Source organism: Jejudonia soesokkakensis, assembly GCF_042664795.1.
GTDB lineage: Bacteria > Bacteroidota > Bacteroidia > Flavobacteriales > Flavobacteriaceae > Jejudonia > Jejudonia soesokkakensis.
The window spans coordinates 1-26,007 of the sequence record NZ_JBHTBN010000007.1; the positions used below are offsets into that span (position 1 = coordinate 1).

Genomic DNA, 26,007 nt, shown 5'->3' on the forward strand with positions numbered 1-26,007 from the left:
AGGGTAACTCCTACCAATCCATCCAAAATCTCCAAATCCTTAGAAGTCAAATCAAATACCTCACTGCCATCCCCATCATTATCACACTCAACATAATCCATAATAGGATCCTCTATCTCTGGGGAATCATTGACATTTAATTCCAGTTCGACTACATTATAGCAAGTAGGACTGGATGCATTGGCTACCCGAACATAGATGATCTGAAAACTGGACATAGTATTTTCAAAAGGACTTGATTGTGGATTCATGCCATTATCTGCTTCTAGCTGAGATAAATGGTAGGTTACCATGGCATTGGGATTAGGCCCGTTGGTTATTTCATCTGTTTTGCTTTCAAGGTCAAACTCTGCAATACCATCATTAGGAACCTCATCACACATTTCCATTGGAGTTGGCTGCACAAATTCTGGAGCAACCGCAATAGTAATATCAAAACTATCCGTACCATAGCAATCTGTATTATCTCTATTTTCTACTCTTACAAATACCTGTTGTGGAGTAACGTTTGTTACATACGGATTGGCTAATGGAGACGTATTGCCGTCTGCATCCATCTGAGTAGGGTGAAATGAGACCCTATAATCTAAAGGGTCCTGTCCATTAAGTGCTTCTGAACCCTTTAAAGTTTGTAGGTCTAAAGAAACAGTACCGTCACTATCAAGATCACAAGCATCTAAACTTGTCATGGGACCTGCAGAGGCTTGAGAATAAGTGATTGTAAAAAATGCAGTTGCAAAACAAAGCCCTGCATTTTGTTCTATTCGTACATAAATTGTTTCCGTACCACCTGTTGCAGGATATGTAGTAGGATTAAGAATGTTATTTGACCCCATATTTGCATCAGCTTGAGAAGTATGATAAGTAATATTGTCAAATTCGGTAGGGTCTTGACCTCCTAAAACATCATCATCATTCTGAGTTAAGTCAAAACTATTTGGCATAGTACTATCATCACATATAAAAAAATCTTCTGGCTGTGTAGCAATAACAGGTTGAGGATATATAGTTACATTAAATGTCATATTGCCTGACGGTGCTGAAGGATACTCTATGGTAACATCGTAAATTCCAGTTTGTGTTGCATCAAAAGTAGGGTCTGGTGAATTCTGAACAACAACTGGTCCGCCACCCATTCCATCATCAAATGTCCAAATATAATTGTTTGCAGCAGGGTCAGTTGCGTCTAATTCAAAACTATCTCCTTGGCAACCAAAAAAATCATTTGTAGCACCACCTACAGTTACATTAACAGTATCGAATACTGTTGTTGTTGTACCATTTGGAAGTGTAAATGTTACCGTAACGGTGTATGTTGTTGTTCCTATTGGAGAACAAACACCTGCTGCCAATAAATCCGAGGATATTACACTTCCATCTGGGGCTGTCCAAACAACGGTCGTATTCGGATCTTCAGGCCCATCTGGAATAAATCTATAACTTTCATCCACAGCATCCCATACTCCAGTATTTCTGCCTGGAGGTACAGCAAATTCTCCCGTGTTATTGCCTTGAATCCCTAATGTGGCACGTCCTCCATTCCAACCAGTACAGGCAGGCTTGTCAACTAAATTAACTTCAATGACATTTGAACTTTCGTATAAAATCACCTGCTGTGTTGTAGAAAAACTACTACAAGAACTACCAAAATGCTCTACATCATCAAAATTTAAAATAAAACTTCTAAAAGGTGCAGTGCCTGCTACTAAATAATTAATTTGAGTAGGATCAGGACTTATACTCGGATCCATATCATGATAGGCTCCGTAAATCGTATTTAATGTAAAAGTCCCATTAGTGGTGGGTAATAAATCCCCAGCTCCAATCACATACCCACTCCCAGTGTCAGCCAGCGAGGTGTCAAAACTAATTTGGCCATTAGCTCCTATAACTAGGCTTGTATACGTGTTTTGATAGTATTCAAACTCAAAAGGAATATTAATAATTTGACTCCACCTATCATCAATTACAACATTAGAAGGAGACCCCCCATTAATTGGAGGTAATGGACAAACAGGTTCTCCTACAACGTAGGTCGATGTATCTGTATTCGGAAGCCCTATCAAGGTTGCAAGCAAATCGGTACAAGGCATCGAAACATCTAATGTAACATCTGAACCTGCATCTAAACTCTCACAAGCAAGTTGTGAGAAAGAATGTAATGGTAATAGAAAAACAAGTATAATAAAATAGGGGAATGTAATTTTCATAGCATTAAAAATAGTTCTAGCGCGAAATTTAAGAATTTTTTATGAAAATTATAGTTTTCAAAAGTAAAAATAGTAGGGATCAATATTTTAATCCACGTGGCTAAAACCGTATCTTTGCCCCTTATTTCCTTTCAAGGATATTTTTTCAGAAAAATGGATTTAGAAAAACAGCTTAAAGAAATTGAAGAATTAGGAAATGATCATGAGAGTGGCGCTACCGAAACTCCTATGCGTCCTGATGCTTTTGAGCTAAGTGATATCGAGAAAATCGCAGCTATCAAAGAAGATGTTCAACACATCATGCACACGCTGGGTCTTGACCTAACAGACGACAGCCTAAAAGGTACTCCTACTCGTGTTGCAAAAATGTTCGTTCAGGAAATCTTTGGTGGATTACACCCAGATCGCAAACCAAAAGCTTCGACCTTCGATAATAAATATAAGTACGGCGAAATGCTGGTAGAAAAGAATATTACCTTGTATTCTACCTGCGAGCATCACTTACTCCCTATCGTAGGAAAAGCCCATATTGCCTACATCTCTTCTGGTGCTGTCGTGGGTTTAAGTAAAATGAACCGGATCGTCGATTATTTTGCTAAAAGACCACAGGTTCAGGAACGTTTAACCATGCAGATTGTAAAAGAACTTCAAAAAGTACTAAAAACAGACGATGTAGCATGCGTCATAGACGCTAAGCATCTTTGTGTGAATTCTAGAGGTATACGCGATATTGACAGTAGTACTGTGACCAGTGAATTTGGAGGCGCTTTTAAAAAGGCAGACGTGCGGAGAGAATTTCTGGATTATATAAAACTGGAAACCGAATTCTGATAACAGTGTAAAGACTACTCCATGAAAAGATACGAATCGCAATCCATTACGATTTATAATTCTATTAGTAAACAAAAAGAGAAATTCACTCCTATTCATGAAGGAGCCGTAGGCATGTATGTGTGTGGCCCCACTGTATATAGTAATGTTCACTTAGGGAATTGTCGTACTTTTTTATCTTTTGATTTGATCTTTAGATATTTAAAACATCTTGAATACAAAGTACGCTACGTTCGTAATATTACCGATGCCGGTCACCTAGAAAATGATGGTGAAAGTGGTGACGATCCCATCTTGAAAAAGGCACGTATTGAGCAATTGGAACCTATGGAAGTGGTGCAGAAATACACTGTGGACTTTCATGAAACCATGGCAAAATTTAATGCACTCCCTCCAAGTATAGAGCCCACTGCGACAGGGCATATTATGGAGCAAATTCATATTGTAGAAGATATCATTAAGAAAGGATACGGCTACGAAAAAAACGGATCGGTCTATTTTGATGTATTGAAATTTAATGAAGATCATTCCTACGGAAAGTTAAGTGGAAGAAATCTTGAAGATATGATCACCAATACGCGTGAATTGGCTGCGCAGAGCGAGAAGAAAAATCCGCAGGATTTTGCCTTATGGAAAAAAGCCGAACCACAACATATTATGCGATGGCCGTCTCCTTGGAGCGATGGATTTCCGGGATGGCATCTCGAATGTACTGCGATGAGTACGAAGTATCTGGGAACTAATTTTGATATCCATGGTGGCGGAATGGACCTAAAATTTCCACACCACGAATGTGAAATTGCACAAGCGGAAGCAAGTAACAATCAATCTCCTGTAAATTACTGGATGCACGCCAACATGCTTACGCTAAATGGTAAAAAAATGTCGAAATCTACGGGGAATAATATTTTACCTTCGGAGTTGATCTCGGGAGAGAACGATATTTTAAATAAGCCGTTTTCAGCTTCAGTCGCAAAATTCTTTATGTATCAGGCGCACTACCGAAGCATCTTGGATTTTAGTAATGATGCATTGGAAGCTGCCGAAAAAGGGTTTAACAGACTTATGGATGCTAATAGGACTGTGGAGGAACTTTCGGTTGCTGAAAAGAGTTCAATTGACATCCCAGCTTGGAAACAATCTTGCTATGATGCCATGAATGACGATTTTAACAGCCCGATTCTCATCGCTCATTTATTTGAAGGCGTTAAATACTGTAATGGTATTAAGGATGCTTCAGAAACAATTACCGAAGCAGACAAACAAACGCTTAAAGAAACGTTTTACACCTTTATTTTTGAAGTATTAGGATTGGAGGATGAAGTTTCAGCAGGAAAGAACGAATCTGGAAAACTAAACGGGGCTGTCGAGTTATTGATTGAACTTCGCAACCAAGCACGTGCGAATAAAGATTTTGCGACCAGTGACCGAATTAGAGACGATTTGCAGGCAGTAGGCATTCAATTAAAAGATGGCAAAGAAGGCACTACCTTTTCTTTAAACTAGATTCATACCTTTGGGCCATTTATTCTCACAACTGAGCGTGTAGATCCATGAAAAAAATATTCACATACCCATTGGTTTTACTAGTGAAATGTTACCAACTCGTCATTTCTCCCTTAACACCCAATACGTGCAGATTCTCCCCTACTTGTTCTCATTACACGATTGAAGCATTACAAACACACGGACTCATTAAAGGGTCGTGGCTTGCGATAAAACGTATAAGTAGCTGCAATCCGTGGGGAGGCAGCGGATATGATCCTGTACCTCCAATTAAAAATGACCAACCTTAAATGGGTTCGCACTCGCTACTTTTAGTATCTTTACATCACTTAAAACACTTTACATGACACATTTTTTAAGTTTCACCTGGGATCCCTCTTCAGGAATTGACCTTGGTTTCTTTTTAGTTCGTTATTACAGTTTAATGTTTGTAATCGCCTTTGTTCTAGGGTGGTTTATTATGAAGAAGATCTTCAAATTTGAAGGTGAACACGAAAGCAAACTGGACAGCCTTTTTATCTATATGGTGGTTGCTACGTTGCTAGGTGCACGATTAGGTCATGTGTTGTTTTACCAAACAGAATTACTATGGCAGGATCCGTTGGCCGTGTTTTTACCTTTTGAAACACAACCTGAATTCAGGTTTACAGGATTTCAAGGACTAGCAAGTCATGGAGCAGCGATTTCGATTATTATCGCGATGTTTATCTACAGCAAAAAAGTATTGAAAAAACCTGTACTTTGGATTCTTGATAGAATCATTATTGCGGTTACTTGCGGCGGAATCTTCATCCGTTTAGGAAACTTTATCAATAGTGAGATCATTGGTAAGCCAACCGGAACAGACTATGGAGTAATCTTTAAGCAATTAGGGGAAGATTTTGCACGTCACCCTACCCAGTTATACGAAGCTGGAGGGTATCTATTGGTATTTTTAATTGTTTGGTATATTTACTGGAAAACAGAAAAACGTCACTATTTAGGATATATTTTTGGAGTATTTCTGGTATTATTATGGCTCGTTAGATTTATTGTAGAATTCTGGAAAGAAGCGCAGGTAGGTGAACGTGGAGACTGGATTTTAAATACAGGGCAATGGCTAAGCATTCCTTTTATTCTCTTCGGAATTTACTTAATATTTAGTTCAAAAAACAAAAAATATTCTGTATGAAAAGATTGATCATTCCACTAGCTTTAGCCGCTACGCTATTACTTTCTGAAAGCTGCAAGGAAACCACACAGGAGAAAGTACTTACCAAACAAGTAAAATTCACAAAGGAAGGTGAGCTTGCTATTAGAAAAGCAGTAACCGACTCGGTAATTGCGGTGTTAGATGTGGAATTTGCCAGAGATGATTATGAAACGCAGACAGGATTGATGTACCGTAAAGGCATGGTGAATAATCAAGGAATGCTTTTCGTATTTGACGATGAATTGGTTCGCTCGTTTTATATGAAAAATACCGAATTCCCATTGGATATTATCTACATCAACAGCAAGAAACAGATAGTAAGTATTGTTAAAGATGCAAAACCTTTAGATACCTCTTCCTTACCTTCAGCCGCTCCTGCACAATATGTTTTGGAAGTAAACGCTGGACTTAGTGATACTTGGGGATTAGAGGTTGGTGATGAAGTGCATTGGATTGAACTTGAATAGTAGTATGGTCGTATTTTAGATTACTGGTATTTTAGTATGTATTTAAACAATAAAAAAAGCCGCTCATGGAGCGGCTTTTTTTATTGTTTACTTTTCCGAAGAAAAGAACATTACTTCTTTTTTGCTTCAGGAAGTAGTTCGTCCTCTTCTTCTTTCTTTTCGGTTAAGTCAATACCTCTTTTCTTGACACTGTCAAAGAATACTGGTGTTGCAATAAACAGAGATGAATAGGTACCTACTAATACACCCACGATCAATGCAAAGATGAGTCCTCTAATCGATTCGGCACCGATTAAAAAGATACATAATAATACGATCAATGTAGTGATAGACGTATTTAACGTACGACTTAATGTACTGTTCAAGGCACTATTGATAATTCTGTTCATTTTCCATTTAGGATGCTCATTAAAGAATTCTCTAATACGGTCAAATACAACCACGGTATCATTTAGTGAGTATCCAATTACCGTCAAGATCGCAGCGATAAACGACTGATCGATTTCCATATTAAACGGCATGAACTTATAAGTTAACGAGAAGATCCCTAATACAATCAATACATCATGAAACACTGCCGTTACAGCACCTAAACTGAACTGCCATCTTCTAAAACGCAACAAGATGTATAAGAATACTACGATAAGGGATCCTAAGACGGCCCAGAACGATTCCTTTTTGATATCATCTGCAATGGTTGGACTAACTTTATAGTATTCCATACGACCCGCGACTTTCCCTTCATCATCTTCTTTGAATTCTTCAAAGGTCATTCCACTAGGTAAGTTAGGCTGTAAGCCTTCATACAACATCTGCTCGATTTCACCGTCTACTTCTTCGCCAGTTTCATCAACTTTGTACTTCGTTGTGATTTTTAACTGATTGTCTCCACCATAGGTTTTAGCTTCCGCAGAACCAAACACAGCTGTTAAATCTTCAGTGACAGCTGTTGCATTTACATCCTTGTCAAAACGTACTGTATACGTACGACCTCCTACAAAGTCAACACCCTGATTTAATCCATTTGTAAATAAAGAACCTAAACTGATTAAGATTAAAATTCCAGAGATCACATAGGCTACTTTACGTTTTCCTAAGAAGTTAATGTTTACATTTTTAAACAGATTCTTAGTCATTGCTGTAGAACATGGTAATGACTTCCCATTTTTCGTATAACTGTCGATAAACAATCTTGTAATAAAGATGGCTGTAAATAATGAGGTAGCAATACCAATTAATAAGGTCGTTGCGAAACCTTTAATAGGTCCTGTTCCAAATACTAATAAAATAAGACCAGTAAGTCCTGTTGTAATATTCGCATCTAAGATAGAAGACAATGCGTTACTAAATCCGTCTTTAATAGCATCTTTCTGAAGCTTCCCTTTGGCAAGCTCTTCCCGAATCCTCTCAAAGATAAGTACGTTCGCATCAACCGAAATACCAATCGTTAATACAATACCTGCAATACCAGGAAGCGTTAATACCGCTCCAAGTCCTGCTAATATTCCGAAAATAAACAGAATGTTTACTACCAAAGCGATATCGGCGAAGATACCTGCCTTTCCGTAGTAAAAAATCATCCATATCAATACAAATGCCAATGCAATAGCAAACGATAAAATACCACTGTCAATCGCTTCTTGCCCTAAGGTAGGTCCAACAACTTCAGCCTGAATAATATCTGCAGAAGCTGGTAATTTACCAGCACGTAGTACATTTGCTAAATCCTGCCCTTGTGTAATGGTAAAGTCACCTGTAATTTGTGAACGCCCTCCTGCTATAGGACCAGAAGTAACTCCTGGTGCAGAATATACGATATTGTCCAATAAAATTGCAATCTGAGATTGATTCGTATACGCGTTTCCGGTCATTTCTTCCCATTTCTTCGCTCCAACACCATTCATTTGCATGTCTACTGCCACACGGCCTACTTGGTCATATGATTGGTCTGCTCCTACAACTACAGCTCCTGCTAAAGGTGGCTGTCCTGTTCTGTCAACTTTTAAAGCATATAATCCAGAAGTAGCAACTGTCTCTCCTTCTTCATTAATTTGAGTGTCTTCAGGAATTCCCCAAACAAATTTTGTATATCGCTGCTCATTCGATAATAACGAACGAACTTCTGGCATTTTTAAGTATTTGTTTACAGTCGCCGTATCTTTTACTGAAAATCTTGCCAATACCGGTGAACCTTGAAATCCTGGAGACACCATTAATCCTAGAATAGGATTAGATTGTGAAGCGTTTTGTGCGTCTTCGATATCTTCAGTTTCCAAAAGATCTGCAATCACGTCTTCTTCTGTTTTTGTTGAGTCCTGTGCTACAGCTGCATCTTCTTGTGCTCCTTCTACTACTTCTTCATCTGAAGCTTCTGCGTTTTCTTCAGCAGCATCTCCAGCATCGTCAGCATCCATTAATTCCTTTACTTTCGCATCTGCCTGAAATAAGAACCCACCTAACTCATCACTCTTGTATACATTCCAGAATTCTAACTGTGCGGTCGATGTCACTAATTTCTTTACACGTTCTACATCACGAGCTCCTGGCAATTCTACCAAGATACGCGCAGAGTTTCCTAATCGCTGAATGTTTGGTTGTGTTACTCCAAACTTATCGATACGCTTTCGCAATACTTCAAAAGCAGAGTTGATTGATTCGTCAATTTTTTGCTTGATTACTGGCTCAACTTCTGCGTTGGTCATAGAACCATCAATATCTTCTTCTAAATTTTTGTTGAAGAAAATACTTGGAGAAGCTAAATTATTTTCCCCTGGCAGTTCTTCAAATGCTTCAAAGAAAAGGTCGATATACGTATCCTGAGATTGTTTTTGAGCTTCGGTAGCATTAGCGATTGCCTGATTAAAAGCAGGATCTTTGGTGTTATTTGCCAATCCTCTTAAAATATCCTGTACAGAAACCTGTAAGATAACGTTGATACCTCCTTTAAGGTCAAGACCTTTGTTGAGCTCTTTTTCCTTTGCGGTTTTGTAGTCGATTCCCAGCATTACCGGGTTTAACGCTACTGAATCAAGATACTGTGCTTCTGCCTCAGCTCTTTCTTTGTGTTGTTCATCTGTGTATTCACTTCTCGCAAATGCTTTCGCTTCGTCTTCTACCTGATTTGAAATGTAGGTAAACGATAATTGATATAAACTTACCAATCCGAATAGCACTGCAAACACTATTACGAGTCCTTTATTTTGCATTGTTTTATTTTTTAAGTCAGTTTTTTGAACGCGCGAATATAGAATTTACTGCACTAACTGACAATGATTTTTATTGTTAAATGAATTTTTAATTTCTTTCTGAAAGCGAAAGAAATCAATTGAAACGAAGAAAGGGAAAATTTTGCTTTATACTCCCCTTACGACAAAGGTCCGGCACGGACTTCGGGAATTATAAAATGTGGCGTTGTAATTAAAAGTGACAGACGTTTCTGAAACTGATAGGCGACTTCTTGTGTATCAATTCGTTCAGGAAGTAGTACTGAAATAGTCCAGAAATTAACATCCTGAACATAAAAACGAGTCGTTTTGCTTTCAAGGGTAAGCGCGACTCCATTAATATCAGAATCATAGTCTGGTAATTGTGTGATCTCATGTACCTCCAGCTCATAAAGCTTTCCAGGTCCTTCGGCGGGGATATCAGAATTTTCGGTAGTCGTAAGGGTCGTAACTCCAAGATCCAGCTGCTGTTCTTTTGCCAACGTTCGCTTAATCAAAGCGACATCCTGAATGCTGTAGTAGGTAATCTTCAGCAGTCCGCTTGCAGTTTCTGACACAGTGATATGTTCTGCACCAAGACTTTCAAGTTGTGACCTAACAATTTCAATCGTGTCTTTAGCATCTTCCGAAGAAACACGTTCGGCAGAAAATTGCACCACAATCTCTTGATTAGGGACCGTCATTTGACCCAGACTTACTCCTACGAGGGTAAGAACGACCAATAATGCACTTACGTACCATTTTTTCTGCATGCGGCAAATATAATTAAAAAAAAAGAAGAAAGACCGCATCGATTTCCCGATGCTGAAAGAAAAAAACCTCTCACGTATAAAACTTGAGAGGTCTCTTACTTTTTAAAAACTAAATATTAGAGTTCTAACAATCCATTGGTTGCATTCACACCGTCTGCACTTTCCTGCATATGTGCTTTTTCGGCATCGTTTAATTCAATCTCAACGATTTTTTCAATACCGTTTCGTCCTAAAACTACCGGCACACCAATACAAAGATCACTCAATCCGTACTCACCATTCAGCAATACAGAACATGGATATATTTTTTTCTGGTCACACGCAATGGCCTGCACCAATCCTGACACTGCTGCTCCTGGCGCATACCATGCAGAAGTTCCTAATAACCCTGTAAGTGTGGCTCCTCCTACTTTCGTGTCTTCTTTTACCTGATCTAATCGTTCTTGAGAAATAAATGCAGTTACTGGCACACTGTTTCTGGTTGCCAAACGTGTTAACGGCACCATTCCTTTATCACTATGACCTCCAATTACCATTCCATCAACATCACTAATAGGGGCTTCTAAAGCTTCTGCTAAACGATATTTAAAACGTGCACTATCAAGAGCTCCACCCATTCCAATAATACGTTCTTTAGGTAATCCTGTTGTTTTATGTACTAAATAGGTCATGGTATCCATCGGGTTACTCACAACAATGATAATAGTTTCAGGAGAATGTTTAATAAGATCTGCAGAAACAGCTTTAACAATACCAGCATTAATCCCAATTAACTCCTCACGTGTCATTCCTGGTTTACGTGGAATCCCACTCGTGATTACACAAATGTCACTATTGGCAGTTTTACTGTAATCACTTGTTGATCCTGTAATCTTAGTATCGAACCCATTTAAAGAAGCGGTTTGCATTAAATCCATTGCTTTTCCTTCGGCGTATCCTTCTTTAATGTCTAATAAAACAACTTCACTTGCAAAATTTTTAATGGCAATATACTCGGCACAACTTGCACCTACCGCACCTGCTCCTACTACTGTAACTTTCATATTTTTTAGTATTTATTATTAATTAATGTCTTCTTGAAAATGTGGTGCAAAAGTACAATTATCAGTACAATTAATTAAGTAAACGACTGATTATCTCGCTGCTGAATTTATTTATTTGGGCAATTGCTCAATTTTATTGAGCACTGCGCTTTTCGCTACTACTCCTCGCTTTTAAAGATTAAAAAGCTGTGGGGTAACCGCTGCAATCGCTATTGCATAAGACACTTTTTGTTTTAGTATACATTCCTCTCTTATTAGTGGGGAAGACTTAAATTCCAAAATGAATTCCGGCAGAAACGTTGCTATATTCGGCAATGTTATAATCTGCATGCAACCCAAAGAACCCTAACTGAAGCTTGGCTCCTATCGTCCCGTGAACTCCCGAAACCTTTGTGGTAATGGAGTACGGATCTGTAAATTCATTAGTTGTTTCAAATAAAGGGACACCTCCACGAACTCTATAGGTTCCCAGCACATCAAAATCTGAAGTTCCGGTTACCAACCCAACCCCACCATAAAAGTTGATTACTGGTAAATTAGTAGAGGCTTGTACTTGAAACAACCAGCTATTTTGTCTTAAATCAAACTGCTGGTTATCCCCTTCAATAATTTCATCGTCTGTAAAATCATAGTTAGCCGTAAGATTTGTATAGCCAACTACTCCAGAAATTGCTACTGGAAACACGTTGTCTGCAGGCAATAGTTTGGTAAACTCATATTGAAAACCTGCCCCTATCAATCCTACTTTCACATCTTCTTGATCAATTTTAGGAACATAGCGTGCTTTGATTTCGGCACCTTTAAAAAGCCCCAATCGGGCTTGTAAAAAAGCAGAAGGCACTACGTTCACATTCACCGATGCCAAACCTTGTGGCAGTATAAATTCTACTTCTTGGGTAAAGGGTCCGTCTTGAACTTCGGCAAAAACAACAATATCGGGATTATTTTCACCAAAAGCGGTAGCTACCTCTTTTATAGTGCTTCCATCTCTAAATTGTAGATTGTTATAATCTGCTGTGTTTAATGTAAAGGTTTTATTCTCATCACTCACGAAAGTGGCATTCCCTATAATGGAAATTTCAAACTTTAAAGGATCTTTCACCTTGGCTGTTTGCACCCATCCATTAGCTGTATTGTAGATCATAGCTTCGGTAGCCGGAGTGATATATCCATTGGTAAAGCGTTTTGCATCTTCAATCCCTGCCGCTAATAAGTCTTCGAGATTCTCTTGAGCAAAAAGACTACTAGAGAAGACTACACATAAAATAAATAAGAACTTTTTCATAACTAGATTTTTTTCAAAATAAAAAAACCCACAGCAGAAACTGTGGGTCTTTAGATAAAATTTAACGTAAAAAGTTAGGCGTCAATATTTGCATATTTTGCGTTTTTCTCAATAAACTCTCTACGAGGCGGTACTTCGTCACCCATGAGCATGGAGAAGATTCTATCAGCTTCGGTACCATTATCGATGGTTACTTGGCGAAGCGTTCTAAACTCTGGGTTCATCGTTGTATCCCACAATTGCTCTGCATTCATTTCTCCAAGACCCTTATAACGTTGGATATTGGCACTGCCCCCAAATTGTTCATTGAGTGCATCACGCTCTTTGTCATTCCAGGCATATTCTTTTTTCGCTCCTTTTTTCACAAGATATAAAGGCGGAGTTGCGATATACACATATCCAGCTTCAATAAGATCTTTCATATAACGAAAGAAAAAGGTTAGAATTAACGTAGAAATGTGACTCCCATCGACATCGGCATCACACATAATAACTACTTTATGGTAACGTAATTTCTCAAGGTTTAAGGCTTTACTATCTTCTTCAGTTCCAATAGTTACACCAAGTGCTGTGAAAATGTTTCTAATTTCTTCATTTTCAAAAACTTTGTGTTGCATAGCTTTCTCCACATTTAAGATCTTACCACGCAACGGTAAAATTGCTTGAAACATTCGGTCCCTTCCTTGCTTGGCTGTTCCTCCTGCCGAGTCTCCCTCGACCAAAAACACTTCACACTTTTCAGGATCCTGCTCAGAGCAATCAGATAGCTTTCCAGGCAATCCGCCACCACTCATCACCGTTTTACGCTGTACCATTTCACGGGCTTTGCGCGCTGCATGACGGGCTGTTGCGGCCAGTATTACTTTTTGAACAATTGTTTTTGCATCATTCGGGTTTTCTTCAAGATAATTTTCAAGCATTTCTGAAACTGCCTGACTCACCGCTGAAGTCACCTCTCTATTTCCTAATTTTGTTTTGGTTTGACCTTCAAATTGCGGCTCCTGCACTTTTACTGAAACAATCGCCGTTAACCCTTCTCTAAAATCATCACCAGATATATCAAATTTCAGTTTGTCCAACATGCCTGAAGCATCTGCATATTTCTTCAAAGTACGTGTTAATCCGCTACGAAAACCTGAAAGGTGTGTTCCACCTTCATGTGTATTAATGTTGTTTACGTACGAGTGTAAATTTTCATTATACGAGGTATTGTATACCATGGCCACTTCCACAGGGATGTCATTTTTCTCACCTTCCATGGCAATAACATCTCCTATAAGCATTTCACGATTCCCATCCAGAAAACGGATAAATTCTTTCAATCCTTCTTCAGAATAAAAGGTTTCTCCTTTAAATTCACCGTCGTCTTCAGTAAAACGTCTGTCTTCGATTGTAATGGTAATCCCCTTGTTTAGGTATGCCAATTCACGCAAACGACTTGCTAAGGTATCGTAATTGTATTCTAAGGTCTGCTGAAAGATTTTTGGATCTGGCTTAAATTTTACCAAAGTTCCTCTTTCGGTAGTTTCACCAATTGGTTTTACAGGATACATCGTTTTACCACGCTCGTATTCCTGTTCATAAATAGTTCCATCTCTGTAAACGGTTGCTTTTAAACTTTCAGAAAGAGCATTTACAACAGAGACTCCCACACCATGCAATCCACCAGAAACCTTATAACTATCTTTATCAAACTTTCCTCCAGCACCGATTTTAGTCATGACAACCTCCAGTGCAGAAACCCCTTCTTTTTTGTGCATATCCACAGGAATTCCACGACCATTATCCTTTACCGTAATGCTATTATCTTCATTGATCCAAACATCTACTCGATCACAATGTCCTGCCAGAGCCTCATCAATAGAGTTATCGACTACCTCATATACTAGGTGGTGTAATCCACGTGTTCCTACATCCCCAATATACATGGAAGGACGCATACGCACATGTTCCATTCCTTCTAACGCCTGAATGCTATCTGCACCGTACACTTTAATATCTTTTTCGTCAGCCATAAATTGATTTTTATCTATTTTTTTTATCCAAACAAATATAACGAAACCCTTTATAAAATATAGGTGTTTGGCGATGTCGACCTCTTAAGTTATTAACAAATTTTTGTGAAAAAAAAGCCATAAAAACAGGATATTTGTAAAGCGCTTACACAAGCGTTGTAATGAATACGTTATGGCACGACTAAATCGCCACTTGATTTTTAAAAAAATATGAAAGCAATTATCACCTCAGTCCTTATTTTACTTACATTTTTTCCTTCTGAAAATACTTTTGCTCAAAATGCATTTCCAAAAATGGATGCAAGTCCAATGGATTTAGCCATGGCAAGACCAGACAGGAACACACCCCCCTTGGCACGAGTAATTTACAGTCGTCCTTCCAAAAAAGGAAGAGAAATCTTTGGAGAACTTGTACCTTACGGTGAAGTCTGGCGAACGGGTGCTAATGAAGCTACTGAATTAACATTGTATGTTCCTATGGTCATTGACGGTAAAAGACTGGAGGCTGGCACATATACGCTATATACTGTTCCAGGAAAAAACACCTGGGAAGTGATTATTAATAGTGACACCAATGTATGGGGATCTTTCAGCTATAAAAAAGAAAAAGATATTCTTAGAATTAGTGTGCCCAGACATGACTCTCCGGCTCCAACCGAAACACTTTCTATGGTCTTTAGACCTGAAACTAACGGAACCACTTTGATGATAGGATGGGATACAACCTATATAGAAATACCTATGAAAACTAGTAATTAATTAATCCACATAATTTAAAGTAATCAACATGAAAAAATCAAACCTTTTTACAGTTATTGCACTAGCAATTGTAACTCTATTTTGTACAAATGCTACCGCTCAAGAATTTAAAGACTTAGATAAAAGTCCGATGGACGTTGCGTCCTATCCTGTAGACTACAGAGATGCCAACAAACTAATGAAGATCTCGTACAGTCGTCCTCAGTTAAAAGAAAGAACTCTGGCAAAACTTGCACCTAACGGGGAAGTTTGGAGAACCGGAGCAAATGAGGCTGCAGAGTTAACTCTGTATACAGACATGATGCTTGGAGACACTATGGTAGAAGCAGGAACGTATACATTTTATACAATTCCTGGTGAAGACGAGTGGACGGCAATCATTAGCAACGACCTTAATGTTTGGGGTTCATATTTTTACAAAGAAGAAAATGATGTTGCGAGAATTACAGTTCCTGTTACTATGGCAGACGAATCTTTAGAGGCTTTCTCGATTGCAATGTCTCAAGCAGAGAATGGTATTGATATGCATCTTGGATGGGATAAAGTTCGCGTAACTGTACCTTTTACTAAGAAGTAAAATTATCTTTATAAAACTAAAAAATCCGCTCAATGAGCGGATTTTTTTTGTTACTTTCTGTTACACTTTCCTGTACATAACTACGGAATATTTAAATACTTATGTGTCTGTAGCGAAACCATCCACTTCGGATTTGCCATAACGTAATCTACAATCAACGGAATTACAGTATCGCGTTTGCTCCATTCGGGCTGTAAGTACAATATACATTTGTCATTCACTTGGGCTGCTTGTTCTTCGGCAAATTTAAAGTCAGCTTTGTTATAAATAATCACTTTTAATTCGTTTGCTGCTTGATACACTTCGGGTGTCGGCAGTTTTAGCTTTTTCGGAGATAAACATATCCAGTCCCAAGTACCTGAAAGTGTATAGGCTCCTGATGTTTCAATATGGGTATCCAATCCTTTTTCTTTTAGAAGAGACGTCAACGGATTCATATCCCACATGAGTGGTTCTCCTCCAGTAATCACAATAGTTTTTGAATACATCGCTGCATTGTTTGCAATCGCTTCAATCTGCGTTGGCGGATGAATATCTGGATTCCAGCTTTCTTTTACATCACACCAATGACAGCCTACATCACAACCTCCTACACGGATAAAATAAGCCGCAGTTCCTTTGTGAAACCCTTCTCCCTGGATGGTATAAAATTCCTCCATTAACGGCAACATGATGCCTTTATCAACTAATTCCTGTACCTCACTTTTCATAGAGGGCAAAAATAGTATATAGTTGGCAGTTTACAGTAACAGTCCACAGTTAATTATGGGACTCTCCGTGTATAATTTTTGAAGTACCAGATTTTACAGCAACCACTTCAATCTCTATTTTGGCACCTCTGGCTAAGGCTTTGGCAGCAAAGGTCGTTCTTGCTGGTTTCTGCGGAAAATATTGAGTGTATATTGAATTAAAAGCTGAAAAATCACCTATTGTATCCAATACAACCATCGCTTTTACCACATCGGTCATCTGAAGGTCATATTGTTGCAAGACTGCTTTAATGTTTTCAAGTGTTTGTCTCGTTTCAGCCCCAATGCCTCCTTCAACTAATTCTCTTGAAGAGTGATCCATCCCAATCTGGCCTGAAAGGAAAAATAAATTTCCCACTTGAACGGCATCGCTAAAAGGAGCATCTATCTTCTTCGTTTCGTGAGATTTGTGAAATATAGGCGCTTCAAATAGTGTTGATTGTTGATGGTCTTCGGTACCATTTTCGGCACAAGAGAAGCTTCCGAAGCAAATAAAAACTAGTAAAAATTTTAAAAAGGAATTCATTTTTTAGGTATTTAGGATTTTTCAGTATTTTAAATTACTGAATATTTCAATAGCAGCATTACAATTATTACTTTTAACAAAAATTTGAACCATGGCAGATACCCAGGCTTTTTTTGACTATATCAACTCTGGAAACACCTTTAAAGGTGATTCAATCATACTAGGCGCAGCAATGCTCAATGGCGAAACAGTCACCGACGCCTTGGTAAAAATTCCATTAAAAACATTGAACCGCCACGGATTGATCGCTGGAGCTACAGGAACGGGAAAAACAAAAACGCTACAAGTATTTGCTGAAAATTTAAGTGAACAGGGAATTCCTGTACTTTTAATGGATATGAAAGGGGATTTGAGCGGAATTGCACAACCAAGTCCTGGACATCCAAAAATTGATGAGCGCCACGAGAAAATCGGGTTTCCTTTTACTCCAAAAAAATTTCCGGTTGAGATTTTATCTTTAAGTGATCAGGACGGTGTTCGATTACGTGCGACCGTGAGTGAATTTGGACCTGTATTGCTTTCCAGAATTTTAAATGTTAGTGAGACACAATCGGGAATTATTTCGGTGATCTTTAAATACTGTGACGATAATAAGTTGCCACTGCTGGACTTAAAAGATTTTAAGAAGGTACTTCAATATGCTACGGGAGATGGGAAAGAGGAATTAGCAAAAGACTACGGAAGAATTTCAGCAGCCTCCACTGGAGCTATACTTCGGAAGGTGGTGGAATTGGAACAACAGGGAGCTGATCTCTTTTTTGGAGAGAAATCGTTTGAAACTTCAGACTTGCAACGAATCGATGAAAACGGAATGGGCTATATCAATATCGTACGCCTTACCGACATTCAAGACAGGCCAAAGTTGTTTTCAACATTCATGCTTTCGCTACTGGCTGAAATATATTCCACCTTTCCAGAACAAGGAGATAGCGGAAGACCTGAGTTGGTTATTTTTATCGATGAAGCACATTTAATTTTTAAAGAAGCCAGTGATGCCTTACTTGATCAGATAGAAAGTATCGTAAAACTAATACGCTCTAAAGGTGTCGGATTGTATTTTGTCACTCAAAATCCAACCGATGTGCCCGATGCAGTACTGAGCCAGTTAGGTTTAAAAGTCCAGCATGCCTTGCGTGCGTTTACTGCAAAAGACAGAAAAGCAATAAAATTAACAGCCGAGAACTATCCATTATCTGATTACTACGATACCAAGGAGGTATTGACCAAATTAGGAATTGGAGAAGCCTTGGTGACTGCTTTAAATGAAAAAGGAATTCCAACACCATTGGCTGCAACTATGTTACGGGCACCCATGAGCCGAATGGATATTTTAGAAGATTCAGAATTAAAAGATTTGATAAAAGCTTCAGAGTTGATACCTAAGTACAATGAAACGGTTGATAGAGAAAGTGCGTATGAAATGCTTTCAGAAAAAATAGAACAAGCAGATGCCGAGGAAGCCAGAGAAAAAGCAAAAAGAGAAAAAGAGGCCGTAAAGAGAACTTCATCCTCTCGAAGCAGAAGCACACGAACCAAACAAAATCCATTTATTAAAACACTAACAAGTCCCACCGTAATACGCAGCGTATTGGGAATATTGACCAAATTAATGCGTTAACAAATAATCAAAATAAATTACCATTATGAAAAAGACCCTTTTACTGGCAGTTCTTGCCGGAATTTTATTTACTCAATGTACAGATGAAAAAGATCCATTTATGATTTCTAATGTTGCGGTAGGCCCTATTACAAAAGACACAAAAGTCATGCAGCTTGATTCAATTTTTGCACAAGACAGTATTGTAAAACTGAATCCTATAGAAAATGCATTGGGTACTCAGGGTGAAGTCGAAGTTTACGATAAGGGAGGCGCCAAATTATTGTTATTATCGCCTAACGATGAGAATGATCCAAATAGCAAGATTACCAATATTCAAATATTTGACGATCGTTATAAAACCGATAAAGGGCTCACTTCAAAAAGCACTTTTAAAGATGTAAAAGAAAATTATACCGTTAAAAGCGTAGAAACAACCATACGCTCTGTAGTTGTATTCCTTGAAAATAGCCCTATTTATCTAACTATTGACAAGATGGAATTACCAGAGAATTTACGCTATGATCCTTCGGTAAAAGTGGAAGCATCTCAAATACCAGATACAGCTACCTTTAAATATTTTATGATAGGTTGGGAAGCCGACACTGCTTCAGTTGAAAATTAAAATATTCTAAAAACCTTAACAAACTTTTGTTAAGGTAACGAGCTACTTTGGGTTTTTAAACTATTTTTATTTGACAACTTAAAAACCAATAGATATGATTAAGATTTTAGGATTTATTTTGACAATCGGTGGGATGATAGGTCTCATTATGGGTGTTCTAGGAGTTTTCGGAAGTATGGAAACAGGCTTGAGTCCCTGGGCTCTAATTATTTTAGGAGTCGTATTTTTCTTTGCTGGTATAGGACTACTTAAGTATCGAAAAGACACCGATACGATTGATGCTGAAAATAATTGATTACTTTAGACCCTCTGAAAAGAGGGTTTTCTTATTAATTTAAAAGTATGCAAACTATACAACCTTTCCACCTTGCTATACCCGTGCACAATCTGGCCGAATGCCGCATTTTTTACAGAGATGTGTTAGGCTGCCTTGAAGGAAGAAGTAGTGATCATTGGGTTGATTTTAATTTCTTTGGGCATCAACTTGTCATTCATTTTAAGGAGAAAACTTTGGTCGATGATCCTACATTCAACCCTGTAGATGGTAAAGAGGTACCTGTACCACATTTTGGAGTGGTTTTGAGTATGACCGATTTCGAAGCACTTTCAGAAAGACTACAACAACAAAACATTCAATTTATTATTGCGCCTTATATTCGATTTAAGGGACAAACGGGTGAGCAAGCCACCATGTTTTTTAAAGATCCTGCAGGTAATGCCCTAGAATTTAAAGCGTTTAAAGATATTTCTCAATTATTTGCAACCTAACATGAGTAAAGCTACCATTCCTCCACATATTATACGACAGATTTTTATTCTGTTACTCATACTGTTAATGGGTACGCTGATTTTTAAGGAAACTCTCCCCTACTTATCGGGAGTATTAGGTGCTATCACCATATATGTATTGATGCGCCCTTGGATGACTAAATTGGTAAAAAGAGGATGGAACGCAGATCTTGCTGCGGGAGTATTAATGTTTATATCGTTCATTGGAATTTTATTGCCAGTTGCAGGTATTGTACTTATGTTAGGCAATAAAATTGGAGAAGCAGTACAAAATAGTGAAAGAGTAGTAAAGGCTTTTAAGAGCCAGTCACAACAATGGGAAGACAGACTGGGCTACGATTTAAGTAGTCAAATAGACGGACAAGCCATATCATCTTGGCTTTCTGAAAATTTACAAGGACTTGCTGGTGGCACATTCAATATTTTTATTGCCATAGGATTAATGTACTTTATGCTCTATTATATGTTAACAAATCGTAGGGAATTACGTGAGTCAATGTATGAATATGTACCTATTAATAAAGATAATCTGAAAACCATAGGGAAGGAGATCAATCATATGGTACGTTCTAATGCGTTGGGAATTCCTATGGTCGCTATTGCACAAGGAATTATTGCCTTAATAGGTTTCTTAATCTTTGGAATAGAAGATCCGTTCTTTTGGTTTGTTATTGTCACCGTAGGTTCAATGATTCCTTTTGTAGGAACAGCTCTTGGTATCATACCCGTTTTTATACTTACACTTTCTACAGGCACCCCCTTGCAGGCTTGGGGTATTTTGATTTATGGAACTGTTGTAGTTGGCGCTACAGATAATGTAATCCGACTTTATGTACTCAAAAAATTAGACAACGTGCATCCGCTTATCACCTTAATTGGGGTCATTGTGGGAGTTCCACTATTTGGTTTTATTGGGTTGATCTTCGGTCCTCTTTTAATTAGTTTATTTATTGTGGTGGTACGAATCTACCGAAAAGAATACGGTAAAAAGAAACAATCCACTAACCAAGAAGTACTCTAGTGTTTGCCAAACTATCCAAAACTAATTTTCCTCCATCTGTAAAACCGACGTTGGTTTGGGATGGCGATTGTACGTTTTGTAAATTCTGGGTAACCCGTTGGAAAATGCAAACGGGAGATGCTGTTGAATACAAAACCTATCAGGAAGTAGCAGAGCAATTTAAAGACATCCCCATAAAAGAATTTAAAAAAGCGTCCCGTTTTATTGATTTAGACGGAGCAATCTATAGCGGTCCCAACTCGGCCTATAAAAGTTATACCTACGCAAAAAAGAATACGTTACCGTGGCACCAATGGTATCAAAACCACAATTGGTTTGCCTGGCTGAGCGATCATGCCTATAACTTCATCGCCAAACACCGCTCTGCATTTTATAAATTTACTGTGGCGTGCTTCGGAAAGACTCCCGAGCGATTGAAGCCCTATTGGATGTTGTATGTTATAGGGTTGTTTTTTATTAGCTTCGGAATGTGGATGATTTTATAACAAAATTTTAAAACTCTTACTGGCGCTTTTATCCTACCTTTATACAAAACAGAAAAACGATGTTCGGAAAGAAAAAAAGAGACAAGGTGTTCTTCAACCCAGGAAACAGAGATACAGGAGTTTCCGAAGAATATGCCAAAGAAGAAGTTGAGAAAATAGACGATAAAGATGTTGAAGTCATCTTAAGCAAGGAAGAAGATATTGACAAAAAATTTAGCGGAAGTAATACGCTTGGTAAATATCTCGAACTTGGAAAGATCATGATGCAACTCTTAAAAGATACACGTAAAGGACATTATAAAAATGTACCCTGGTTCACCATTGCTACAATCGTATTAGCTTTTTTATATATTTTAAATCCTATGGATATCATCCCAGATTTTATTCCGGGCGTAGGCTATATAGATGACGTCGCTATGCTTTCGATTGGTATTGGTTGGATTGAAACAGATCTTCATAGATACCTAGACTGGAAAGTAAAGCAAGGTGAAGGGATTACGATTTAAGATTGTTGATGGTTGATTGTTGATTGTGAGTAAAAAAAACTGCCAACCGAATATCTGCCTGTCGTGCCCTAGCAGGCAGGCTGTGACTGTAAACTAAACTATCCTCTTCGTTGCTCTCTTGCCAATAGCGTATTTTTTAGCAACATCGCAATCGTCATTGGACCTACTCCCCCTGGCACAGGGGTAATAAAACTAGCTTTCTTACTCACATTTTCAAAATCTACATCGCCAGTGATTACATAGCCTTTTGGATGTGATTCATCTTCAACACGGGTAATACCCACGTCAATAATAACCGCATCATCTTTAACCATTTCAGCTTTTAGAAAGTTAGGTACTCCAAGTGCGGAAATAATAATATCTGCCTGACTCGTAATCTGAGTGATATTCTTCGTATTGCTATGCGTTAAGGTTACCGTACTATTCCCTGGCCAACCTTTTCTACTCATCAAGATGCTCATAGGGCGGCCAACAATGTGACTTCTACCAATAACCACAGTATGCTTTCCTTTAGTATCTACATCATAGCGCTCCAATAACTCTAAAATTCCGAAGGGAGTCGCAGGAATAAATGTACTCATATCAAGTGCCATCTTCCCAAAGTTCTCCGGATGAAAACCATCTACATCTTTACTGGGATCTACCGCCATTAAGACACGTTGCGTATTGATCTGAGGAGGTAATGGCAACTGAATTATAAATCCGTCGATATCGTCATTTTCATTCAGTGCTTCAATTTTATGTAATAATTCGACTTCACTGGTTGTGTGAGGCAAACGAACCATCGTCGATTCAAATCCAACCCTTTCACACGCTCGCACTTTACTACCTACGTAGGTTAGACTCGCACCATCATCCCCCACGATCACTGCAGCCAAATGCGGAACTTTCTCTCCCTTGGCAATCATTTTATCGACCTCAGCCTTGATCTCGTTCTTGATGTCGTTGGATGCTTTTTTACCGTCTAGTAGGATCATTCTTGGCTTGTTAATTGTTATCAGTTGTCTATTTTCGGTTGTCGGTTAAAATTTTAACTAGTAACCTTCAACTTTTAACAGTGCAAAGCACTATCTCATATTGTTCATCATCTGCATCATCTTACGACCACCGCCGCCTTGCATCATCTTCATCATTTTACTCATTTGGTTGAATTGTTTCAGCAATTGATTTACTTCCTGAACTGAAGTTCCGCTTCCTTTTGCAATTCTCTTTTTTCTGCTTCCGTTAATTACTGAAGGTGTACTGCGTTCTTCGGGGGTCATACTATGAATAATCGCTTCAATTCCTTTAAAGGCATCGTCATCAATATCCACTCCTTTTAAGGCTTTTCCGGCCCCGGGAATCATTCCGACGAGATCTTTCATAGACCCCATCTTTTTTACCTGCTGAATTTGTTTTATAAAATCATCAAACCCGAATTGATTTTTTGCTATTTTCTTCTGAAGCTTTCTCGCCTCTTCTTCATCAAACTGTTCCTGTGCTCTCTCTACTAAGGAAACGACATCCCCCATCCCCAAAATACGATCTGCCATACGAGCGGGGTGGAATACATCGATTGCATCCATCTTCTCTCCCGTACCAATAAATTTTATGGGCTTATCGACCACACTTTTAATTGAAATAGCAGCACCCCCTCGGGTATCACCATCCAATTTGGTTAATACCACTCCTTCAAAGTTAAGTCGGTCATTAAACGCCTTTGCCGTGTTCACTGCATCCTGCCCTGTCATCGAATCTACTACAAATAGCGTCTCATCTGGATTGATTGCTTTATGAACGTTTGCAATTTCGGTCATCATTTCTTCATCTACCGCCAAACGACCTGCCGTATCGACAATCACTACATTATGTCCATTTTGCTTTGCATATGCCAATGCATTTTTTGCAATCGCAACAGGATCCATATTTCCTTCTTCGGAATAGACATCAACCTTAATTTGATCTCCTACAACATGCAACTGATTAATTGCCGCTGGTCTGTACACATCACAGGCAACCAATAAAGGTTTTTTTGATTTCTTCGTTTTTAAGAAGTTAGCCAGTTTTCCAGAAAACGTTGTTTTACCACTACCCTGCAATCCTGACATTAAAATAACACTTGGCGAGCTACTTAGATTGATCCCTGCAGTCTCACCACCCATTAATTCGGTTAACTCATCCTTAACAAGTTTCACCATTAATTGTCCCGGTTGAAGCGTAGTCAATACATTTTGACCTAACGCTTTTTCTTTCACCCGATTGGTGAACTCTTTGGCCGTTTTAAAATTTACATCGGCATCGAGTAAGGCACGACGTACTTCCTTTAAGGTTTCGGCAACGTTTACTTCGGTAATGCTTCCATGTCCTTTGAGGACGTGAAGGGCTTTATCTAACTTATCACTTAAATTATCGAACATCTTTTTTCTGAAATTTTGGAATTGCAAAGATAACAATTGGAGAGGGAGTTACAAAGTAAAAAGTCGAAGCAGTTTCAGAGGCAATTCAACCTTTTTAGTTATCTTGACATCGCTAATCACAAAGACTATTCTAATGAAAAAACTTCTTACTACCCTAATCCTTTCCGTAGCCATTTTTGGTCTTAATGCTCAGACTGCTCAAATTATTCATGCGGGTTCTTTACTGGCAGAACCTGGAAAAGCACCTTTAAAAAATCAAAGCATTCTTATAGAAAACGGAAAGATCAAAGAAGTACGAAGCGGATTTTCTACCGCTGAACAAATGGGGTATGAATCCTCCAAAGTAACCTTACTTAATCTAAAAGATAAATTCGTAATGCCTGGTTTTATCGATTTACACACCCATATCACAGGTGAGCGGGATATAAATGCTAATCCATACGAATGGGTAAAACTGGAAGAAGCCGATGGTGCCTACCGTGCTATTCCTTATGCACAACGAACACTGAATGCTGGTTTTACTACGATTAGAAACCTAGGAGGAGAGCCAAATATCATGAATGCCTTAAAAAGGGCGATTAGTCAAGGGGTAGTTACAGGCCCACGCATATTTGCTTCTACAGGAGCCGTTTCTGCAACGGGCGGTCATGGAGATACACATGGATATAACAGTAATATTATGGAAATGATTGGCGTGGATGCAAGTATTTGTGATGGTGCCGATGATTGCCGCCGTGCCGTTCGGGATATGGTAAAGCGTGGAGCAGACGTAATAAAGATCACCGCTACAGGAGGCGTATTAAGCAATACGGCTGCAGGTGTGGGACAACAACTCACCGATGACGAAATGAAAGCTATTGTTGAAACAGCCACCAGCATGGGAAGAAATGTAGCAGCCCATGCGCACGAAGCCGATGGAATTAATGCTGCATTGCGAGCAGGCGTCCAAACCATTGATCATGGTTCGTACTTAAATGATGAGTCAGTTCGATTATTCAATCAGACAGGTGCGTATCTTGTTCCTACATTACTAGCTGGAGTCTCTGTCAAAGAAGAATTGGAAGTAAACGATAAGATTCCTCCAGCCATTGCAGCAAAGATTCGGCAGGTAGCTCCGGTAGTAGAAGCATCTTTTAAAAGAGCACTTAAAGGAGGCGTTAAAATAGCTTTTGGAACCGATAGTGGTGTAAGCAAACATGGCTTAAATGCCCGAGAATTCGAATTAATGGTTCAATACGGAATGGACGAAAACGATGCAATTAAATCGGCAACTATTACAGCTGCTGAAGTATTAGGCATGAGCAATCAATTAGGCACTATAGAAAATGGTAAAATAGCAGATATCGTTGCAGTGGATGGCAATCCGCTACAAAACATTAGCCTTCTTAAAGATGTCAAGTTTGTCATGAAAGAGGGGGTGGTATATAAAGAGTAAAAAATAGGGCAGTTCGA

General features: G+C 38.6%; 24 protein-coding genes and 1 pseudogene. 15 read left to right on the forward strand and 10 right to left on the reverse strand.

The annotated features are described in order from the left end of the window. A pseudogene (locus ACFQO1_RS12295) lies at window positions 1-2,210 on the reverse strand (hypothetical protein); the annotation flags it as partial. A gap of 153 nt (window positions 2,211-2,363) precedes the next feature. On the opposite strand from ACFQO1_RS12295, the gene folE reads away from it, so the two are divergent. Genes folE through ACFQO1_RS12320 form a run of 5 tightly spaced genes read left to right on the forward strand, consistent with a single transcriptional unit; the run spans window position 2,364 to window position 6,206 of the window. Then, entirely contained in the window at window positions 2,364-3,041 is a 678-nt protein-coding gene (gene folE, locus ACFQO1_RS12300; RefSeq protein WP_380218446.1) for a GTP cyclohydrolase I FolE, read from the forward strand. Window positions 3,042-3,062: 21 nt separating this feature from the next. Beyond that, window positions 3,063-4,547 (forward strand): cysteine--tRNA ligase, encoded by a 1,485-nt coding sequence (cysS, locus tag ACFQO1_RS12305; protein WP_380218447.1) that lies wholly within the window; start codon window positions 3,063-3,065, stop codon window positions 4,545-4,547. 47 nt (window positions 4,548-4,594) lie between these two features. After that, window positions 4,595-4,837 carry a membrane protein insertion efficiency factor YidD gene (gene yidD, locus ACFQO1_RS12310; RefSeq protein ID WP_380218448.1) on the forward strand — a complete coding sequence of 81 codons (243 nt, stop codon included), beginning with the start codon at window positions 4,595-4,597 and terminating at the stop codon, window positions 4,835-4,837. A gap of 53 nt (window positions 4,838-4,890) precedes the next feature. Beyond that, window positions 4,891-5,718 carry a prolipoprotein diacylglyceryl transferase gene (gene lgt, locus ACFQO1_RS12315; protein ID WP_380218449.1) on the forward strand — a complete coding sequence of 276 codons (828 nt, stop codon included), beginning with the start codon at window positions 4,891-4,893 and terminating at the stop codon, window positions 5,716-5,718. Then, entirely contained in the window at window positions 5,715-6,206 is a 492-nt protein-coding gene (locus ACFQO1_RS12320) for a DUF192 domain-containing protein (RefSeq protein ID WP_380218450.1), read from the forward strand. The genes lgt and ACFQO1_RS12320 overlap by 4 nt, the downstream gene beginning before the upstream one ends. Window positions 6,207-6,316: 110 nt before the next feature. On the opposite strand, the gene secDF is transcribed toward ACFQO1_RS12320, so the two are convergent. From secDF to gyrB, 5 genes are all read right to left on the reverse strand, one after another. Beyond that, a complete protein-coding gene (secDF, locus tag ACFQO1_RS12325) occupies window positions 6,317-9,412 on the reverse strand; it encodes a protein translocase subunit SecDF (protein WP_380218451.1) in 3,096 nt (1,031 codons plus the stop codon). Between the two features lie 158 nt (window positions 9,413-9,570). After that, window positions 9,571-10,182, reverse strand: coding sequence for a hypothetical protein (locus ACFQO1_RS12330; protein WP_380218452.1), 612 nt, complete (start codon window positions 10,180-10,182; stop codon window positions 9,571-9,573). 116 nt (window positions 10,183-10,298) lie between these two features. Beyond that, entirely contained in the window at window positions 10,299-11,225 is a 927-nt protein-coding gene (mdh, locus tag ACFQO1_RS12335) for a malate dehydrogenase (RefSeq protein WP_380218454.1), read from the reverse strand. A 268-nt stretch (window positions 11,226-11,493) separates the two neighbouring features. Then, on the reverse strand, window positions 11,494-12,510 hold the full coding sequence (locus ACFQO1_RS12340) for a DUF6588 family protein (protein WP_380218455.1): 1,017 nt from the start codon (window positions 12,508-12,510) through the stop codon (window positions 11,494-11,496). Between the two features lie 74 nt (window positions 12,511-12,584). Beyond that, a complete protein-coding gene (gene gyrB, locus ACFQO1_RS12345; protein WP_380218456.1) occupies window positions 12,585-14,525 on the reverse strand; it encodes a DNA topoisomerase (ATP-hydrolyzing) subunit B in 1,941 nt (646 codons plus the stop codon). A gap of 210 nt (window positions 14,526-14,735) precedes the next feature. Here gyrB and ACFQO1_RS12350 point away from each other — a divergent pair, with 210 nt between their 5' ends. Together ACFQO1_RS12350 and ACFQO1_RS12355 are read left to right on the forward strand one after the other, a co-directional pair. Then, entirely contained in the window at window positions 14,736-15,284 is a 549-nt protein-coding gene (locus ACFQO1_RS12350) for a DUF2911 domain-containing protein (protein WP_380218457.1), read from the forward strand. 28 nt (window positions 15,285-15,312) lie between these two features. After that, complete coding sequence (locus ACFQO1_RS12355) at window positions 15,313-15,861, forward strand: DUF2911 domain-containing protein (protein WP_380218458.1); 549 nt, start codon at window positions 15,313-15,315, stop codon at window positions 15,859-15,861. An 80-nt stretch (window positions 15,862-15,941) separates the two neighbouring features. Here the strand turns inward: ACFQO1_RS12355 and ACFQO1_RS12360 are convergent, their stop codons facing one another. Then, window positions 15,942-16,571, reverse strand: coding sequence for a 7-carboxy-7-deazaguanine synthase QueE (locus ACFQO1_RS12360; protein WP_380218459.1), 630 nt, complete (start codon window positions 16,569-16,571; stop codon window positions 15,942-15,944). A gap of 49 nt (window positions 16,572-16,620) precedes the next feature. After that, window positions 16,621-17,136: a Rid family detoxifying hydrolase gene (locus ACFQO1_RS12365; protein ID WP_380218460.1), complete on the reverse strand. Its 516-nt coding sequence runs from the start codon at window positions 17,134-17,136 to the stop codon at window positions 16,621-16,623. Between the two features lie 91 nt (window positions 17,137-17,227). On the opposite strand from ACFQO1_RS12365, the gene ACFQO1_RS12370 reads away from it, so the two are divergent. From ACFQO1_RS12370 to ACFQO1_RS12400, 7 genes are all read left to right on the forward strand, one after another. After that, window positions 17,228-18,754: a helicase HerA-like domain-containing protein gene (locus ACFQO1_RS12370; protein ID WP_380218461.1), complete on the forward strand. Its 1,527-nt coding sequence runs from the start codon at window positions 17,228-17,230 to the stop codon at window positions 18,752-18,754. Window positions 18,755-18,779: 25 nt separating this feature from the next. Next, window positions 18,780-19,358 (forward strand): hypothetical protein, encoded by a 579-nt coding sequence (locus ACFQO1_RS12375; protein WP_380218462.1) that lies wholly within the window; start codon window positions 18,780-18,782, stop codon window positions 19,356-19,358. Between the two features lie 94 nt (window positions 19,359-19,452). Continuing rightward, entirely contained in the window at window positions 19,453-19,653 is a 201-nt protein-coding gene (locus ACFQO1_RS12380; RefSeq protein ID WP_380218463.1) for a hypothetical protein, read from the forward strand. Between the two features lie 47 nt (window positions 19,654-19,700). Continuing rightward, window positions 19,701-20,126 carry a VOC family protein gene (locus ACFQO1_RS12385; RefSeq protein WP_380218464.1) on the forward strand — a complete coding sequence of 142 codons (426 nt, stop codon included), beginning with the start codon at window positions 19,701-19,703 and terminating at the stop codon, window positions 20,124-20,126. Between the two features lies 1 nt (window position 20,127). Beyond that, entirely contained in the window at window positions 20,128-21,168 is a 1,041-nt protein-coding gene (locus ACFQO1_RS12390; RefSeq protein WP_380218465.1) for an AI-2E family transporter, read from the forward strand. After that, entirely contained in the window at window positions 21,168-21,653 is a 486-nt protein-coding gene (locus ACFQO1_RS12395; RefSeq protein ID WP_380218466.1) for a thiol-disulfide oxidoreductase DCC family protein, read from the forward strand. The genes ACFQO1_RS12390 and ACFQO1_RS12395 overlap by 1 nt, the downstream gene beginning before the upstream one ends. A gap of 59 nt (window positions 21,654-21,712) precedes the next feature. Next, the gene (locus tag ACFQO1_RS12400; protein ID WP_380218467.1) at window positions 21,713-22,159 is read left to right on the forward strand and encodes a YkvA family protein; all 447 of its coding nucleotides are present in this window, start codon (window positions 21,713-21,715) and stop codon (window positions 22,157-22,159) included. A gap of 98 nt (window positions 22,160-22,257) precedes the next feature. Here ACFQO1_RS12400 and ACFQO1_RS12405 read toward each other — a convergent pair whose 3' ends face one another. Both ACFQO1_RS12405 and ffh read right to left on the reverse strand, forming a co-directional pair. Next, the gene (locus tag ACFQO1_RS12405; RefSeq protein WP_380218468.1) at window positions 22,258-23,136 is read right to left on the reverse strand and encodes a bifunctional 5,10-methylenetetrahydrofolate dehydrogenase/5,10-methenyltetrahydrofolate cyclohydrolase; all 879 of its coding nucleotides are present in this window, start codon (window positions 23,134-23,136) and stop codon (window positions 22,258-22,260) included. 90 nt (window positions 23,137-23,226) lie between these two features. Then, the gene (gene ffh, locus ACFQO1_RS12410; RefSeq protein ID WP_380218469.1) at window positions 23,227-24,555 is read right to left on the reverse strand and encodes a signal recognition particle protein; all 1,329 of its coding nucleotides are present in this window, start codon (window positions 24,553-24,555) and stop codon (window positions 23,227-23,229) included. Window positions 24,556-24,688: 133 nt separating this feature from the next. On the opposite strand from ffh, the gene ACFQO1_RS12415 reads away from it, so the two are divergent. Further along, entirely contained in the window at window positions 24,689-25,990 is a 1,302-nt protein-coding gene (locus tag ACFQO1_RS12415; RefSeq protein ID WP_380218470.1) for a metal-dependent hydrolase family protein, read from the forward strand. The last annotated feature ends 17 nt before the right edge of the window (window positions 25,991-26,007 follow it).

Bases quoted from the DNA above. Each gene is read 5' to 3' on its own strand.
- folE (WP_380218446.1), top strand. From the start codon at position 2,364: ATGGATTTAGAAAAACAGCTTAAAGAAATTGAAGAATTAGGAAATGAT.
- cysS (WP_380218447.1), top strand. From the start codon at position 3,063: ATGAAAAGATACGAATCGCAATCCATTACGATTTATAATTCTATTAGT.
- yidD (WP_380218448.1), top strand. From the start codon at position 4,595: ATGAAAAAAATATTCACATACCCATTGGTTTTACTAGTGAAATGTTAC.
- lgt (WP_380218449.1), top strand. From the start codon at position 4,891: ATGACACATTTTTTAAGTTTCACCTGGGATCCCTCTTCAGGAATTGAC.
- ACFQO1_RS12320 (WP_380218450.1), top strand. From the start codon at position 5,715: ATGAAAAGATTGATCATTCCACTAGCTTTAGCCGCTACGCTATTACTT.
- secDF (WP_380218451.1), bottom strand. From the start codon at position 9,412: ATGCAAAATAAAGGACTCGTAATAGTGTTTGCAGTGCTATTCGGATTG.
- ACFQO1_RS12330 (WP_380218452.1), bottom strand. From the start codon at position 10,182: ATGCAGAAAAAATGGTACGTAAGTGCATTATTGGTCGTTCTTACCCTC.
- mdh (WP_380218454.1), bottom strand. From the start codon at position 11,225: ATGAAAGTTACAGTAGTAGGAGCAGGTGCGGTAGGTGCAAGTTGTGCC.
- ACFQO1_RS12340 (WP_380218455.1), bottom strand. From the start codon at position 12,510: ATGAAAAAGTTCTTATTTATTTTATGTGTAGTCTTCTCTAGTAGTCTT.
- gyrB (WP_380218456.1), bottom strand. From the start codon at position 14,525: ATGGCTGACGAAAAAGATATTAAAGTGTACGGTGCAGATAGCATTCAG.
- ACFQO1_RS12350 (WP_380218457.1), top strand. From the start codon at position 14,736: ATGAAAGCAATTATCACCTCAGTCCTTATTTTACTTACATTTTTTCCT.
- ACFQO1_RS12355 (WP_380218458.1), top strand. From the start codon at position 15,313: ATGAAAAAATCAAACCTTTTTACAGTTATTGCACTAGCAATTGTAACT.
- ACFQO1_RS12360 (WP_380218459.1), bottom strand. From the start codon at position 16,571: ATGAAAAGTGAGGTACAGGAATTAGTTGATAAAGGCATCATGTTGCCG.
- ACFQO1_RS12365 (WP_380218460.1), bottom strand. From the start codon at position 17,136: ATGAATTCCTTTTTAAAATTTTTACTAGTTTTTATTTGCTTCGGAAGC.
- ACFQO1_RS12370 (WP_380218461.1), top strand. From the start codon at position 17,228: ATGGCAGATACCCAGGCTTTTTTTGACTATATCAACTCTGGAAACACC.
- ACFQO1_RS12375 (WP_380218462.1), top strand. From the start codon at position 18,780: ATGAAAAAGACCCTTTTACTGGCAGTTCTTGCCGGAATTTTATTTACT.
- ACFQO1_RS12380 (WP_380218463.1), top strand. From the start codon at position 19,453: ATGATTAAGATTTTAGGATTTATTTTGACAATCGGTGGGATGATAGGT.
- ACFQO1_RS12385 (WP_380218464.1), top strand. From the start codon at position 19,701: ATGCAAACTATACAACCTTTCCACCTTGCTATACCCGTGCACAATCTG.
- ACFQO1_RS12390 (WP_380218465.1), top strand. From the start codon at position 20,128: ATGAGTAAAGCTACCATTCCTCCACATATTATACGACAGATTTTTATT.
- ACFQO1_RS12400 (WP_380218467.1), top strand. From the start codon at position 21,713: ATGTTCGGAAAGAAAAAAAGAGACAAGGTGTTCTTCAACCCAGGAAAC.
- ACFQO1_RS12405 (WP_380218468.1), bottom strand. From the start codon at position 23,136: ATGATCCTACTAGACGGTAAAAAAGCATCCAACGACATCAAGAACGAG.
- ffh (WP_380218469.1), bottom strand. From the start codon at position 24,555: ATGTTCGATAATTTAAGTGATAAGTTAGATAAAGCCCTTCACGTCCTC.
- ACFQO1_RS12415 (WP_380218470.1), top strand. From the start codon at position 24,689: ATGAAAAAACTTCTTACTACCCTAATCCTTTCCGTAGCCATTTTTGGT.